We start from the raw sequence: 14,763 nt of genomic DNA on the forward strand, positions 1-14,763 counted from the left end.
TCCTTCAGGCCGCCCGGTTGCCCTTGAACACGGCCGGCGGCAGCGGCTCGCGGCCAAGGATCAGGTCGGCGCCCTTTTCGCCGACCATGATCGTCGGCGCATTGGTATTGGAGGAGGGGACACGCGGCATCACCGAGGCGTCGCAGACTCGCAGGCCTTCTATGCCACGCAGCCTGAGATCTGGCGAGACCACCGCCATTTCATCATGACCCATGCGGCAGGTGCCGACCGGATGGTGGTCGGTCTTCGAGGTTCGGCAGGCATAGTCGAAGAGGTCGGCGTCGCTTTGCAGGGCAGGGCCGGGCAGCACTTCGCGCAGCACGTAGGGGGCAAGCGCCTTCTGGCGCATGATCTCGCGCGCCAGCCGCAGGCCCTTGATCGACATGTCGCGGTCGTACGGATCGGACCAGTAGTTCGGGTCGATCAGCGGGTGGTCGGCCGGATCGGCGCTCTTCAGCCGCACCGTGCCGCGCGAGCGCGGCCGCAGGAAGGCGGAGTTGAGCGTCACGCCGGGGTTCTTCAGCTTCTCGACGCCGGCCTCGATGCCGGAGCCGAGGCCGAGATGAAACTGGATGTCGGGCGAGGCGGCGGTCGGGTCGGCATACCAGAAGCCACCGGTCTCGAAGAGGCTGGAGGCCACCGGCCCCTTCTTCAAAAGCAGATATTGCAGACCCGCCCATAGCGTGCGGTGCAGCTTGGCGTAGTTGTCATAGGTGTGGTCGCCGGTGCATTCGGCGATCACGAACAGGTCGAGATGGTCCTGCATGTTGGAGCCGACGCCCGGCAGGTCGTGGACAGGGGTCACGCCGACCGACTTCAGGTGATCGGCCGGTCCGATGCCGGACTGCATCAGGAGCTTCGGCGAGCCGATGGACCCGGAGGAGACGATTACCTCGCGTTCGGCGCGCAATATGGTCTTCTCGCCGCCCGGCTTGTCGACGATCTCGACGCCGCTGGCGCGGCCCTTCTCGATGACGACGCGGGTGACGAGCACGTCGGTCCTGACCGTCAGATTCTTGCGAGCGCGGATCGGCTTCAGATAGGCGACAGAAGCGGAGGAGCGCCGCGCGTCCTTCTGGGTGAGCTGGTAGTAACCGACGCCCTCTTGGGCAGCGCCGTTGAAATCCGGGTTGAAGGGCATGCCCATCTCCTGGCCGGCGCGGAAATAGGCCTCGCAGATCGGCAGCGGCGAGATCGGGTTGGAGACGCCGAGCGGGCCTTGGTCGCCATGGAAATCGTTGGCGAAGCGCTGGTTGTTCTCGGCGCGCTTGAAATAGGGAAGCACGTCGCGATAGCCCCAGCCGGCGAGCCCTTCTTCCTTCTCCCAGGCGTCATAGTCGCGGGCATTGCCGCGCGTGTAGATCTGGGCGTTGATCGACGAGCCGCCGCCCACCACCTTGGCCTGGGTGTACCAGAAGACGCGATCCTTCATGTTCTTCTGCGGCACGGTCGACCAGCCCCAGGAGGCGATGCCCTTGGTCATCTTGGCGAAACCCGCCGGCATGTGGATCAGCGGATGCCAATCCTTGCCGCCGGCTTCCAAAAGCAGCACGGAATGGGAAGGATCCTCGCTCAGCCGGTTGGCCAGCACGCAGCCGGCCGGACCGGCGCCAACAATGATATAGTCAGCCATTGTTCCACTCACTCACAAGCGAGGCACGGAAAGCGCGCCGTCGACATCGATCACCGACCCGGTCGAAAAGCCGAATTTTCCGCTGGCCAGCGCTGCCACCACCGCCCCGATATCGGCGGCCTCGCCCCAGCGTTTGGCCGGCACCAGGCCGCTATCGATCAGCGCGTCATATTTGGCGGAGACGCCCGCGGTCATGTCGGTGCGGATGATGCCAGGCCGAACCTCGAACACGCCGATGTTTTCCGCGGCGAGCCGCAGCGCGAGGTTCTTGACCCACATCGACAGACCGGCCTTGGACATGCAGTAATCCGCGCGCTCCGGCGAAGCCATCGTCGCGCTGACCGAGGTGATGGTGATGATCGATCTGGTCGAGCCGGCAGGCGTCGCAAGCATGGCTTTGGCGACCGCCTGGCTGAGGAACACCGTGCCGCGCAGGTTGACGGCAAGAGCGCGGTCGAAATTCTCCGGCTTCAGCTCCAGAAGATCGCCGCGCAGCACTGCGCCAATGCCGGCGTTGTTGACCAGGCAGTCGATGCTGCCGAAGGCGTCGATCGCGGTCTCGACAAGTTCGGCGTGGCCAGCGAGATCGGCAATATCGCATTGGGCGTAAGCGAACTTCGCGCCGCGCGCGGCGATGTTCTCGGCAAGCGCATCGGCCGGCTTCTTGGCAAGGTCGGCGACGAGGATGTCGAAGCCGGCGTCGGCCAACGCCTCGGCACAGGCAAGCCCGATGCCGCGCGCGCCGCCGGTGACTATGGCCGCCGGGCGGGTCATTTGAAGCCAGCCTTTCGGATGTCGGCGCTGCCCCTCACCCTTACCCTCTCCCCGTGAAGGACGGGGAGAGGGGGATCTCCGGCGTTACGGCCAACTCCCTTCTCCCCGTCCTTCACGGGGAGAAGGTGCCGGCAGGCGGATGAGGGGCGGCGCCGGCCTGTCATGCCGCAAGCTCCGTCTTGCGGATGTGGTCGGCGACGCGCAGCGCCTGGGCCGCGATCGACAGTGCCGGATTGACCGCGGCCGAAGTCGGCAGGAAGCTGGCGTCGACGACGAACAGGTTGTTGTGGTCGAAGGCACGGCAGAACGGGTCGAGCGGTGACGTTGCAGGGTCATTGCCCATTTTCACCGTTCCGCACTGGTGCGAGGGTGTGCGCTTGTCGAAGGGCCGCGACAGCACGATCGGATAGCCGCAGGCGCGGAAATTCTCGCGCATCACCTTGGTCAGGCCCTCGAGGGACTGCATGTTGGAGCGCCGCCACTGCATGACGATCTCCTTGCCGTCGACCATGATGCGGCTTTCGGGATCGGGCAGATCCTCGCACATCAGGTACCAGTCGACGGCGTGGCCGGCCATGAAGTCGAGCGCGAATTTCGGCGCCAGCTTCACATTGGCCCTCAACATATTGCCGTCGATCTTGCCGAGCAGTTGCACATTGCCGAGCGGCTTGCCGCCCTTGCCGTCCGACAGATAGTAGTCGTTGAGCATCAGCGTCTTCTGGTAGACGGCATCGTTGCGGCGGCGCGGGTCGATCGCGAGCATCGCGCTCGAATTGTGGTTCATGAAGTTGCGCCCGACCTGGTCGGAGCTGTTGGCGAGGCCCTTGCCGCCTGCCTTGCCATTGCCGGTGGAAGGCGAGCGCAGCAGGATGACGGCGGAATTGACCGCGCCAGCCGACAGGATGACCAGCTTCGGCGACAGCGTCTTTTGCGAACCGTTCTGGGTATAGTGGATGGCCACGATGGACTTTCCGTCGGGCGAGGCCTCGAGCCAGTCGACATGGGCGCTGGTCTCGAGGCGGATGTTCTTGTCAGTGAGCGCCGCCGTCAGAGGTCCGGTCTGGGCGTCGATCTTGCCCTGGCCGGTGTTGGGGAAAGCATCCCAGCCGGTCTTGCCTTCCTTCAGCCAGGCTTCGATGTCGACACCCAGCGGCAGCGAGGCCGGATGCAGGCCAAGGCTCTTCAGTTCGGCACGGGCGCGCGCGATCGACGGCTCGTCGGGCACCGGCTTGAAAGCGTAAGGGATCGAGTGGAACGGCTCGGTCGGGTCCTCGCCCAGCGTTCCGCGCACGCGAAAAAGCTGCTCGGCCTTCGAGTACCAGGGCTCGAACTCCTCATAGGAAAACGGCCAGGCGGGAGAGATGCCGCCGAAATGCTCGAGCTCGGAGAAATCCTCCTTGCGGTAACGGATGAGCACGGCGCCGAAGAATTTCGAATTGCCGCCGACATAATAGTAGTTGCCGGGGTTGAAGGCGGCTCCTCCGGCCTCGCGCCACATCTCCTTCGGCCGATAGTGCTCGTCAACGAAGATCGACCGCGTCGAGCGCGCATGCGGCGTCGCCGGCATCGGTTCGCCGCGCTCCAGGATCACGATCGAGGCGCCGCTGCCGGCCAAGCCGGAGGCGATCGTGGCGCCGCCGATGCCGGAGCCGATGATGACGATATCCGGGTTCATGGCCGTCAGAGAATGCGCTTCTCGGTCGCCGGGTCGAAGAACACCGCCTTGCTGAGGTTGAAGGCCAGCGGCGTGCTGGTGCCGGGCTGGATCCTCGCATCGGCGCGCAGCCGCGCCACCACGCCCTTGCCGCCGAGATTGGTGACCGCGAAAGTATCCGATCCCGCCGGCTCTACCACTTCGATGTGGCAGTCGGCGGTGGCGATCTCGGACCCGTTGCGTTCCGCCCCTTCCGGGTCGGTCAGCGCTTCCGGGCGGACGCCGAAGATGACCGGCTTGTCCTTGAAGGCCGCAAGGCCGGCCGGCGCGCCGGGAAGCGACAGCGTGATCGGCTGGCGCGCCTCGCGATCGAGCACGACGGCCAACCCGCTGCCATTGGCGCCGATCTTGGCCGGGATCAGGTTCATCGCCGGCGAGCCCATGAAGTCGGCGACGAACACGTTGGTGGGGTTGTTGTAGACTTCGGCCGGCGTGCCGAACTGCTGCACCTCGCCGTCGCGCATGACGGCGATCTTGGTCGCCAGCGTCATCGCCTCGATCTGGTCGTGGGTGACGTAGACGATCGTCGTGCCGGTCGTGGCGTGCAGGCGCTTGATTTCGATGCGCATGTCGACGCGCAGCTTGGCGTCGAGGTTGGAGAGCGGCTCGTCGAACAGAAAGAGTTTCGGATCGCGCACCAGCGCACGGCCCATGGCGACGCGCTGGCGCTGGCCGCCGGAGAGCTGGCTGGGCTTGCGCTGCAGGAGGTGGCCGATCTGCAGGATCTTGGCCACCTTGTCGATCGCCGCCTGCCGTTCCGCCGCCGGCACGCCGCGCATCTCCATGCCGAAGGCGATGTTTCCAGCCACCGTCATGTTCGGATAGAGCGCGTAGCTCTGGAAGACCATGGCGATGTCGCGCTTCGAGGGATGCAGATCGTTGATCGCGCGCCCGTCGACGCGGATCTGGCCCTCGGTGATGTTCTCCAGGCCGGCGATGGTGTTGAGCAGCGTGGACTTGCCGCAGCCTGACGGACCGACCAGCACGAGGAAGCCGCCCTTTTCGAGCTCGACATTGATGCCCTTCAGGATCTCGACATTCCCGAAGCGCTTCTTCAGCCCATCAATTTCCAAAAAAGCCATGGTCGTTCCTTCAAGAAAGAGGGTCAGCCCTTGACCGCGCCCGCCATCAGCCCGCGCACGAAATAGCGGCCGGCGACGACGTAGACGATCAGGGTGGGGAGTGCTGCGATCATCGCCGCCGCCATGTTGACGTTGTATTCGACGACGCCGGTCGAGGTGTTGACGACATTGTTCAGCGCCACCGTCATCGGCATCACGTCGCCGGTGCCGGCATAGGCCGAGGCGAACAGGAAGTCGTTCCAGATGTTGGTGAACTGGTAGATGACGGTGACGACGAAGATCGGCATCGAGTTGGGCAGCATGATGCGGCGGAAGATCTGGAAGAAGGAGGCGCCGTCGACCTGCGCCGCCTTGATCAGTTCGGTCGGGAAGGCCTCGTAGTAGTTGCGGAAGAACAGCGTGGTGAAGCCGAGGCCATAGACCACATGGACGAAGACCAGGTTCACCGTCGAATTGCCGAGGCCGAAGTTGAACCCGGTCGCGTTCCGCAGGCTGGCGCCGAAGCGGCCGATGCTGCCGAGAATCGTCGCCATCGGCAAAAGCACCGACTGGAACGGGATGAAGCAGGCGAACAGCATCATCGCGAAGACCAGCGTGTGGCCGCGGAAGCGCCATTTGGTCAGCACATAGCCGTTGAGCGCGCCGAGCAGCGTGGAGATCAGCACCGCCGGCACCACCATCTTGATGGAGTTCCAGAAGTAACCCTTGATGCCGGCGCAGGTAAGGCCGACGCAGGTCTGGCCCCAGGCCTTGAACCACGGCTCGATTGTGGGCGACTGCGGCAGCGCCAGCATGTTGCCGTTCTGGATCTCGTCCATGGTCTTGAACGAGGTGACCAGCATGACGAAGAGCGGCATCAGATAGAACAGCGCGAACAGCGCGAGCAGACCGTAGATGACGATGCGGTTTATCGTCCTGGCGCTGACGCCGCTCGAGGCTTGGCGGGCCGGTGAGGCAACAGTGCTCATCGCGGCTTCTCCCTGAGCTCGGAATAGAGGTAAGGCACGATGATCGCCGTCAGCGTCATCAGCATGATCACCGCGCTGGCCGAGCCGACCGCCATCTCGTTGCGCTTGAAGGTGAACTCATACATGAAGTTGGATGGCAGCCAGGCCGAGCCGCCCGGGCCGCCGCTGGTCAGCGCCACGACCAGGTCGTAGGACTTGATGGCGAGGTGGGCGAGCACGATGAAGGCCGAGAGGAACACCGGCCGCAGAAGCGGAATGACGATGCGGCGGTAGAGCTGGAAGGTGGAGGCGCCGTCGATCTGCGCAGCCTTCATGATCTCGCCGTCGATGCCGCGCAAACCGGCCAGGAACATCGCCATTATGAAGCCGGAAGCCTGCCAGACGCCGGCGATCACCACCGTGTAGATGACGAAATCCTTGTTCTTGATCCAGTCGAAATGGAAGCTCGTCCAGCCCCATTGATGCAGCGTCTGCTCGAGGCCGAGGCCGGGGTCGAGGAACCATTTCCAGGCGACGCCGGTGACGATGAAGGACAGTGCCATCGGGTAGAGGTAGATCGGCCGCAGCATGCCTTCGCCGCGGATCTTCTGGTCGAGCAGGATGGCCAGGAACAGGCCGAGCGCCAGGCAGATCAGGATATAGAGGAAGCCGAAAATGCCCATGTTGGTGATCGAGGTGTACCAGCTCGACGGCGGGTCGCTCTCGAAGGTCCAGCGCCACAGCCGCTGATAGGCGCGGGCGCCGGTTATGGCATAGGACGGGAAGGTCTTGGAGTTGGTGAACGACAGATAGATCGTCCACAGGATGAAGCCGTAGACGAAGACGATCGTCGCCGCGAAGCTCGGCGCAAGAACGATCTTCGGCAACAGATCCTGCAGCCGCGAGCGGACGGTCGCGTCCGGGCGGGCGTCATGCTCCGGTGTCAGCTTGATTTGGGTTTCGGCGACTGTGCTCATCGGCTCATCCAGTACCGGTTGGTCGGGAGCTCTCCGGCGCGAAGCGCGCCAGGATGCATCCCGCACCGTTTGTGACAGGGGACCTCCCCCGCCGAAGCGGGGGAGACCTGTTGGTTTGTTCGCGCAATTCCGGACGGAAAACCGCTTCCTGGAATTGCGCCGGCGAAAAGCCTTACTTGGCGTCGTCGATCGCCTTGACCAGCTCGGTCACGGCCTCGTCCGAGCTCTTGATCTGCCCATGGACGAACTTCGAGATGACGTCCTTGTATGCGTTGGCAACCGCCGGGGGCGCGCCGTAGCCCTGAGCCAGCGAGCCGAACAGCGTGCCGCCCTCATTGGCCTTCTTCAGGTCGGCGATGCCCTTCTTGCCGCAGGCGTCGAAGTCGGTGTCAGGCACGTCGGTGCGGGCAGGAACCGAGCCCTTCACGACGTTGAAGGCCGACTGGAAGCTCTTCGACAGGGTGGCGGTGGCCAGAGCGACCTGGGCGGCCTTGCGGTCGTCCGGAACGTTGAACATGCCGAACATGTCGGAGTTGTAGATCACCGAGCCGTCGGTGCCCGGGAAGCGGTAGCAGAGAAAGTCGGTGCCCGGGGTCTTGTTGGCGGCGTGGAATTCGCCCTTGGCCCAGTCGCCCATGACCTGAACCAGCGCGTCACCCTTGATGACCATGGCGGTGGCGAGGTTCCAGTCGCGGCCCGAGAAGTTCGGATCGACATAGGTGACGAGCTTGGCGAGGTTGTCGAACGACTTCTTCATCGTGTCGGACTTGAGCGACTCCTCATCGAGGTCGTTCATCGCCTTCTTGTAGAACTCCGGACCGCCGGTCGACAGCACGACAGAGTCGAACATGGTGGCTTCCTGCCAGTTCTGACCGCCGAGCGCCAACGGGATAACGCCCGCGGCCTTCGCCTTGTCGAGGAGGGCGATGAAGTCGTCGAAGGTCTTCGGCTCGGTGCCGCCGATCTTGTCCATCACCGCCTTGTTGATCCACAGCCAGTTGACGGAGTGGACGTTGACCGGAGCCGCGACCCACTTGCCGTCATAGACGGAGAACTTCTGCAGGGCGGCGGGAACCGATTTGTCCCAGCCTTCCTTCTGGGCCGTCTCGGTCAGGTCGCCCATGACGCCGGCGGCGGCATAGTCGAGCACGGTGTAGCCCAGCATCTGCGAGGCGGTCGGATAGTTGCCGGCCGCAACCATCGCCTTCAGCGCGGTCATGGCGGCGTCGCCGCCGCCGCCGGCCACCGGCACGTCCTTCCAGGCATAGCCTTCCTTGGCCAGATCCTGCTTCAGCACGTTCAGAGCGGCCGCTTCGCCGCCCGACGTCCACCAATGCAGCATCTGCACTTCCTTGACGTCCGCGGCATGCGCCGAGAACGCAAAGCTCGTCGCAAGAGCCGTTCCGATAAGCAGTTTGCGCAACATTTACTACCTCCCTTGTTGCAGTCACATAACCGGCGGGGTGACCGCCGGGGTCTCCCAACTCAGCCGACCCACCAACCGGTGCGCTGGCCGCGATGAAACTGGATGGTCTTTTCCTCGGTATAGTCCTCGACGGCGCGTTTGCCGAGTTCGCGTCCGAGACCGGACTGCTTGTAGCCGCCGAAGGGCAGTTCGGGATAACCTTCCATGAACGTATTTACCCAAACCGTCCCCGAACGCACTCCGCGCGCCACCGACATGCATGTGTCGATGCTGGCGCTCCACACACCCGCAGACAGACCATAGGGCGTGTTGTTGGCGATGTGCAATGCCTTTTCAATCGTTTCAAATGTGAGGACGGACAGCACCGGCCCGAATACTTCCTCGCGGGCGATGGCCATGTCCTCGGTGACGCCCCGCACGATGGTCGGATCGAGATACTGGCCGGCATTGGAGGCGAGCTGTCCGCCGCCGCTGAAGACGCTGCCGCCGTCGGTTTTCGCTGCCGTCACATAGCCGGCTACTTTTTCCATATGGTCGGCGGAGATCATGGCGCCGACCTTGGTGCGGTCGTCAAGCGGGTCGCCGACTTTCACCTTCTCGGCCAGCGCCTTGACGGTCCTGAGGAAGTCATCGGCGATCGCTTCATGCACGATCAGCCGGCTGCCGGCATTGCAGCATTCGCCGGCATTGAAGAAGCCGCCGAACACCGCCGCATCCGCCGCCGCCCCGAGGTCGGCGTCGGGGAAGACGATCTGGCCGTTCTTGCCGCCGAGTTCCATCGACACCTTCTTCAGCGAGTTCGAGGCCGCCGCCATGGTCATCTTGCCGACGCGGGTCGAGCCGGTGAAGGACACCATCTCGACCAGCGAATGGCTGACCATCGGCGCGCCGACATCAGCGCCGAAGCCGGCGAGGATGTTGACGACGCCGGCCGGCAGCCCGGCCTCCAGCAGGATGTCGCCGAGCACGAAGGTCGAGGCCGAGGTCATCTCGCTCGGCTTCACCACCGCCGTGCAGCCGGCGGCGAGCGCGAAGGGCAGTTTCTGGCTGACGATCAGGAAGGGGAAATTCCATGGCGTGATGATCGAGACGACGCCGATCGGTTCGCGCAGCACCACGCCCAGCATATCGTCGCCGAGATTGGCGTAGCTCTCGCCATGCAGCGTGCGGGCAAGCGAGGCGGCGTAGCGCCAGATGTCGACCGCACCGCCGATCTCGCCGCGCGCCTGCGCGATCGGCTTGCCGGATTCCAGCGCGTCAAGCCGCGCGATCTCCTCCAGCCGGGTCTCGATCAGGTCGGCCGCCTTGAGCAGCACGGCCGCGCGCTCGGCAGCCTTCATGCGCGGCCAGGGACCTGTCTCGAAGGCCCGGTGCGCGGCCTGCACGGCCGCCTCGACCTCCGCGGCGCCCGCCTGGGCGTAGCGCGACACGGCAAAACCGTGGCCGGGGCTCATGCGCTCGATGGTGCGGCCGTCGCGGGCGTCGACATGGCTGCCGTCGATCAGAAGCTTGTAGGCCTTCGGCGCCTGGGACGCCTCGGCCGGCATGGAAATCTTGAGTGGTGCGTTCATGGTGCTTTCTCTAGGATCTCGAAAAGGCCGGCTTCCGCTTGGCCTTGAAGGCGCCGACGCCGGCTTTCAGGTCGCCGGTGAGCGCAATGAAGCCGCTGGCCAGCGCCTCGGTCGCCGCGGCATTCTCCTCGCCCTCGGCGACGCCGATCATCAGCTTGGCGGCCTCGGTCGCCAGCGGGCCGCGTTCGGCGATTTTTTCGGCCCAGGCCCAGGCATCCTCCAACGCCTTGCCGGTCTCGACGACGCGGTCGACGATGCCAAGCGCGAGCGCATCGGCTGCCAGAAAAATCTCGCCGCCGAGCGCCATGCGCCGCACCGCCTGCGCGCCGAAGCGACGCACGGCGCGCTGGGTGCCGGACCAGCCGGGGACCACGCCGATCGAAGTCTCGGGGAAGCCGAGCTTCACTTGCGTCTCGGCGACGCGGAAATCGCAGGCCGCTGCGAGCTCCAGCCCGCCGCCCAGCGCATGGCCGGAGAGCACCGCGATGGTCGGCTGCCTAAGCCGCGCCAGCCGGTCGAAGACGCGGTGGCCGAAGCGGACCCATTGCACCTGGAAATCGGCGGCGTTCAATTGTGCCCAGGCCTCGACGTCGCCGCCGGCGCAGAAGCCCTTGCCTTCGCCGCGGATGAGCACGACGCGGACGCCTTCGGCCAGTTCCGCCTCGCCAAGTGCGGCTTCGAGCGCGCGCAGCATCGGGATGTCGAGCGCATTGAACTTTTCCGGACGACGCAGCGCAACGATGCCGACGGCGCCGTCCTGCTCGAAAGTGACGAGGCGTTCAGCCATGCGCGCCTCCGAGCGAGGCACCGCCATTGAGCGACAGGCCGATCGGCCGGTCGTGGTAGAGCGATGACGGCGTGCCCCTCAGGTCGTTGGCGACGGCGAGCGGAATATCGGCCTGCGCCAGCACGTCGCGCTCGAGATCGATGCCGGGCGCCAGCTCCGTCACCATCAGCCCGTCGGGCGTCAGCTTCATCACGCAGCGCTCGGTGACATAGGTGACGTCCTGGCCTTGAGCGACGGCGCGTTTTCCCGAGAAGGAGATGTGCTCGACCTCCTCGACGATCTTCTTGACCTTGCCTTCCTGGTCGATGCGGATAGCGCCATCGGCCAACGAGAGCTTCGCGCCGGCGTTGAAGAAGCCGGAGAAGACGATCTTCTTCGCCCGCGCGGTGATGTCGACGAAGCCACCAGCGCCGGCCGTGACATGCGGGCGGGCCGAAAGCTTCGAGACGTTGACCGAGCCGTGGCGGTCGATCTGCAGGAAGGAGAGCAACGAGGCATCGAAACCGCCGGCTTGGAAATAGATGAACTGGTGCGGCGAAGGCATGATCGCCTCGGCGTTGGAAGCGCAACCGAACTTGAAGTCGAGCAGCGGCACGCCGCCGACCGCGCCCTGCTCGATCACCCAGGTGACCTTGCCGTGCTGGCCTTCCTCCAGAAGTATGCGCGGCACGTTGGCGGAGATGCCGAAGCCGATGTTGACGGCCATGCCGTCGCGCAACTCCATCGCAACGCGGCGCGCGATCACTTTCTGGATGTTCATCTCCGGCGTGCGGAAGGAAGACAGCGGTCGGAAAATCTCGCCGGAGATCGCCGGATCGTATGGCGTCTGCGTCGTCTGCAACTGGTCGGGCGCGACAACGATATGGTCGATCAGGACGCCGGGCACGCGCACATCATGCGGCTTCAGCGTGCCGTTCTCGACGACGCGCTTGACCTGCGCGATGACGATGCCGCCATTGTTGCGGGCCGCGAGCGCCTGTTCGAGGCCGCCGAGATAGGCGCCTTCATGCTCGTAGGTGAGGTTGCCGCGCTCGTCGGCGGAAGTGGCGCGGATGATCGAGATGTTGGGAACGATGGCGCGGAAATAGAGCCATTCCTCGCCGTCGAACTGCTCAACCGAAACGATCGGCTCGCTGGCCGCCGCGTTCATGGCGCAGCCCTGGTGGCGCGGGTCGGCAAAGGTGTCGAGGCCGACCTTGGTCAGCACGCCGGGCCGTTTGGCGGCCGCCTCGCGATGCATGTCGAACAGGATGCCGGAAGGCACATTGTAGGCGGCGACCGAATTGTCGCCGATCATCTGCCAGATCCGCGGCGGCTCGGCCGAGGAGGGGCCGGAAGGATAGGAGCCGCAGAGCGTGCGCTTCAACAGCCCCGGCTTGGCTAGATGATCGATGCCCTTAATGCCGTACATGTCGCCGGCGGCGATCGGGTGCAGCGTGGTGATGTCCCTCGGATGACCTTCCGCATCGAAGCGCTCGCCGATCGCGGCAAGCACGGCGTCGGGGCAGCCGAGGCCGCTCGACGACGATACCGAGACGACCATGCCGTCCTTGATCAGGCCGGCGGCATAGGCCGCAGAGACGAGCTTGCTCACGCGAGGCTCCCGAGTTGCGGATCGATGGTCACAGCCTTGCCCGTTTTCGAGGATTGCAACGCGGCTTCGGCGGAAGCGAGCGACCAGATGCCGTCCTCGCCGGTCGCCGATGGATGGCCTTCGCCGCGGATCGCGGCATGGAACTGTCGCAGCGAGCGGGTGTAGAGGTCCTCGCGGTCGAAGCTCAGTTCTTCCTCGCCGCTCGCGGTGCGCAGCAGCACGGAGCCGACCGGCTTCTGTGTCATCACATTGGTGGCGAATAGCGAGCCTTCCGATCCATGCACCTCGAAGCCCGTGCCGGCGAATTTCGTCGTGAAGCCCTCATGCGACTGGGCGATGACGCCGGACTTGAAGCGCCAGACGCACATGGCGCCGTCCTCCAGCCCGCCGCCGGCCATGCCGGCGGCTTGCGTGAAGGCAGAGATCTCGACCGGATCGTCGCCGAGCACGAAGCGCAGCGTGTCGGCATCGTGCACCGTGATGTCGAGCACCACGCCGCCGCCGGCTTCGGGCCTGGCGATGCGCCAGCCCTGCAGGTTTTCCGGCAGGTAGACGGAATGAAAGACACGCGCTGCGATCGGCCTTCCGATACGGCCGGCGGCGATCGCCTCGCGCATCGCCCGATGCGCGCCGGCATTGCGCAGGTGGTGGTTGGTGCCGAACACGATGCCGGCTTGCCCGGCCGCGGCGACCATCCTGCGCGCATCGGCGCTGGTCAGCGCCAGCGGCTTTTCGCACAGCACATGCTTGCCGGCCTTGATCGCAGCCAGACCCTGTTCGAGATGCAATTCGTTGGTGGTCGAGATGTAGACGGCGTCGATGTCCGGGCCAAGCAGCGCGTCCAGCGTCGAGACGGCGGCCGGTATGCCGTTTTCCTTGGCGTAGGCTTCGGCGCGCTCCGGGCTGGAGCTCATCACGGCGGCAACCTCGCCATCACCTTGAGCGCGGATGGCGTTGATCATGAACTGCCTGGCGATCGTGCTCGCGCCGATCAGGCCCCATCTCACGCTCATGCCGCGTCTCCCATTCCAGTGCTGCGCGCGTTGCGGCTCGGGCCGCAGCTTTCCCTGACAACGAGGCTGACAGCGCCGATATGGTCCTCGGCGCGCGTGGTGCGCGACTGGATCATCTTCAGCATGACGTGGGCAGCCCGCTCACCGAGGCCGGCGGTGTCGACGGCGACGCTGGTCAGCGCCGGCATGTAGTGCTCGGCCTCGGCCACGTCGTCGAAGCCGACGACGGCGAAGTCGGCTCCGGCTTCCAGGCCGCGCTTGCGCAGCGCGAGCATCACGCCGAAAGCGACGGCATCGTTGAAGCAAAGGGCGGCCGTCGGCGGCTTAGGCGCCGCAAGCGCGGTCTCCAGGCAGGTCATGCCGCCCTTGCGGCTGGTCTCGCCCTCGACGATCGTTCTGTCGGCGACGGGGATGTCCAGCGTTTCGCAAGCCTCCAGAAAACCGCCCAGCCTCTGTCGATAAACGACGAGGTCGGACGAGCCGCCGAAGAAGGCCAGCCGGCGATGGCCCTTGCGGATCAGATGCTCGGTGGCGATGAAGGCGCCGCGATGGTTGTCCGGCGCGATTACCGGAATGCGGCTCTCGGGCAGCCGGCGCATGGTGAAGACGATCGGCACGCCGGCGGTCTCGATGCGGCGGAAGGCGCCGGGCGTGGTGCCGCGCGCCGGCGAGACGATCAGGCCGGCGACGCCCTGCTCCATCAGCGACTTCAGCACCTCTTCCTGCCGCACGGGATTCTCCGCGGTGTTGGCGATGAAAGGCACGATGCCGGCAGCCTGGAAGACGCGCTCCATGCCGACCGCCAGCTCGGCGAAGAAGGGATTGGTGAGATCGTTGATCACCATGCCGATGACGTTGGAATGGGCCTTGCGCAGATTGGCGGCGCCGCGGTTGTAGACATAGCCGACATCCTCGATCGCCTTGCGCACCTTGACCGCGGTCTCAGGCCGGATCAGCCCGCTGCCCTGCAGCACGAGCGATACCGTCGATTTGGACACGCCCGCCTCGCGGGCAATGTCCAGGATCGTCGCCTTGGCCCGGCTGGCCATATCCGTGACTTCCTCCGCGTCGATATCGAGATCTATTGGAACGTTCTAAACACCTCGGCAATCTGGAGTCAATCGGCATTCTCGTGAAATTCGGAAAAATTGATGGATGCCCCGTGAATGCAAGGTTCTTACACTGAAATTCGACATTGAATCGCTTCAGCCGGCAGAACCATAAAGATCCTTGATTTATTGGAAC

The 14,763-nt window shown here is 65.0% G+C and carries 12 protein-coding genes; all 12 read right to left on the reverse strand.

All coding sequences use genetic code 11. From position 1 onward, the window contains the following. Positions 1-4: 4 nt before the first annotated feature. The 12 genes from QAZ22_RS11445 to QAZ22_RS11500 all read right to left on the reverse strand — a co-directional run bounded on the left by QAZ22_RS11445 (position 5) and on the right by QAZ22_RS11500 (position 14,567). On the reverse strand, positions 5-1,633 hold the full coding sequence (locus QAZ22_RS11445) for a choline dehydrogenase (protein ID WP_278206862.1): 1,629 nt from the start codon (positions 1,631-1,633) through the stop codon (positions 5-7). A 12-nt stretch (positions 1,634-1,645) separates the two neighbouring features. Beyond that, on the reverse strand, positions 1,646-2,407 hold the full coding sequence (locus QAZ22_RS11450; protein WP_278206863.1) for a 3-ketoacyl-ACP reductase: 762 nt from the start codon (positions 2,405-2,407) through the stop codon (positions 1,646-1,648). A 160-nt stretch (positions 2,408-2,567) separates the two neighbouring features. Next, a complete protein-coding gene (locus QAZ22_RS11455; RefSeq protein ID WP_278206864.1) occupies positions 2,568-4,082 on the reverse strand; it encodes a GMC family oxidoreductase in 1,515 nt (504 codons plus the stop codon). 5 nt (positions 4,083-4,087) lie between these two features. Then, positions 4,088-5,203 (reverse strand): ABC transporter ATP-binding protein, encoded by a 1,116-nt coding sequence (locus QAZ22_RS11460; protein WP_278206865.1) that lies wholly within the window; start codon positions 5,201-5,203, stop codon positions 4,088-4,090. 23 nt (positions 5,204-5,226) lie between these two features. Continuing rightward, positions 5,227-6,171 carry a carbohydrate ABC transporter permease gene (locus tag QAZ22_RS11465; protein ID WP_278074568.1) on the reverse strand — a complete coding sequence of 315 codons (945 nt, stop codon included), beginning with the start codon at positions 6,169-6,171 and terminating at the stop codon, positions 5,227-5,229. Next, positions 6,168-7,127, reverse strand: a complete 960-nt coding sequence (locus tag QAZ22_RS11470; RefSeq protein WP_278206866.1) for a sugar ABC transporter permease — start codon at positions 7,125-7,127, stop codon at positions 6,168-6,170. The genes QAZ22_RS11465 and QAZ22_RS11470 overlap by 4 nt, the downstream gene beginning before the upstream one ends. 172 nt (positions 7,128-7,299) lie before the next feature. Then, positions 7,300-8,553 carry an ABC transporter substrate-binding protein gene (locus tag QAZ22_RS11475; RefSeq protein ID WP_278206867.1) on the reverse strand — a complete coding sequence of 418 codons (1,254 nt, stop codon included), beginning with the start codon at positions 8,551-8,553 and terminating at the stop codon, positions 7,300-7,302. A gap of 59 nt (positions 8,554-8,612) precedes the next feature. After that, on the reverse strand, positions 8,613-10,124 hold the full coding sequence (locus QAZ22_RS11480) for an aldehyde dehydrogenase family protein (protein ID WP_278206868.1): 1,512 nt from the start codon (positions 10,122-10,124) through the stop codon (positions 8,613-8,615). 10 nt (positions 10,125-10,134) lie between these two features. Next, positions 10,135-10,911 carry an enoyl-CoA hydratase/isomerase family protein gene (locus QAZ22_RS11485; protein ID WP_278206869.1) on the reverse strand — a complete coding sequence of 259 codons (777 nt, stop codon included), beginning with the start codon at positions 10,909-10,911 and terminating at the stop codon, positions 10,135-10,137. Beyond that, positions 10,904-12,505, reverse strand: coding sequence for an acyl CoA:acetate/3-ketoacid CoA transferase (locus QAZ22_RS11490; protein WP_278206870.1), 1,602 nt, complete (start codon positions 12,503-12,505; stop codon positions 10,904-10,906). Before QAZ22_RS11490 ends, QAZ22_RS11485 begins: the two co-directional genes overlap by 8 nt. Next, the gene (locus tag QAZ22_RS11495; protein WP_278206871.1) at positions 12,502-13,518 is read right to left on the reverse strand and encodes a Gfo/Idh/MocA family oxidoreductase; all 1,017 of its coding nucleotides are present in this window, start codon (positions 13,516-13,518) and stop codon (positions 12,502-12,504) included. The genes QAZ22_RS11490 and QAZ22_RS11495 overlap by 4 nt, the downstream gene beginning before the upstream one ends. Beyond that, positions 13,515-14,567, reverse strand: a complete 1,053-nt coding sequence (locus QAZ22_RS11500) for a LacI family DNA-binding transcriptional regulator (protein WP_278206872.1) — start codon at positions 14,565-14,567, stop codon at positions 13,515-13,517. The genes QAZ22_RS11495 and QAZ22_RS11500 overlap by 4 nt, the downstream gene beginning before the upstream one ends. Positions 14,568-14,763: the final 196 nt, after the last annotated feature.

Source organism: Mesorhizobium sp. WSM4906, assembly GCF_029674625.1.
Classification (GTDB): domain Bacteria; phylum Pseudomonadota; class Alphaproteobacteria; order Rhizobiales; family Rhizobiaceae; genus Mesorhizobium.

Excerpts from the sequence above, each read along its gene's own strand:
- QAZ22_RS11445 (WP_278206862.1), bottom strand. The coding sequence starts at position 1,633 with ATGGCTGACTATATCATTGTTGGCGCCGGTCCGGCCGGCTGCGTGCTG.
- QAZ22_RS11450 (WP_278206863.1), bottom strand. The coding sequence starts at position 2,407 with ATGACCCGCCCGGCGGCCATAGTCACCGGCGGCGCGCGCGGCATCGGG.
- QAZ22_RS11455 (WP_278206864.1), bottom strand. The coding sequence starts at position 4,082 with ATGAACCCGGATATCGTCATCATCGGCTCCGGCATCGGCGGCGCCACG.
- QAZ22_RS11460 (WP_278206865.1), bottom strand. The coding sequence starts at position 5,203 with ATGGCTTTTTTGGAAATTGATGGGCTGAAGAAGCGCTTCGGGAATGTC.
- QAZ22_RS11465 (WP_278074568.1), bottom strand. The coding sequence starts at position 6,171 with ATGAGCACTGTTGCCTCACCGGCCCGCCAAGCCTCGAGCGGCGTCAGC.
- QAZ22_RS11470 (WP_278206866.1), bottom strand. The coding sequence starts at position 7,127 with ATGAGCACAGTCGCCGAAACCCAAATCAAGCTGACACCGGAGCATGAC.
- QAZ22_RS11475 (WP_278206867.1), bottom strand. The coding sequence starts at position 8,553 with ATGTTGCGCAAACTGCTTATCGGAACGGCTCTTGCGACGAGCTTTGCG.
- QAZ22_RS11480 (WP_278206868.1), bottom strand. The coding sequence starts at position 10,124 with ATGAACGCACCACTCAAGATTTCCATGCCGGCCGAGGCGTCCCAGGCG.
- QAZ22_RS11485 (WP_278206869.1), bottom strand. The coding sequence starts at position 10,911 with ATGGCTGAACGCCTCGTCACTTTCGAGCAGGACGGCGCCGTCGGCATC.
- QAZ22_RS11495 (WP_278206871.1), bottom strand. The coding sequence starts at position 13,518 with ATGAGCGTGAGATGGGGCCTGATCGGCGCGAGCACGATCGCCAGGCAG.
- QAZ22_RS11500 (WP_278206872.1), bottom strand. The coding sequence starts at position 14,567 with ATGGCCAGCCGGGCCAAGGCGACGATCCTGGACATTGCCCGCGAGGCG.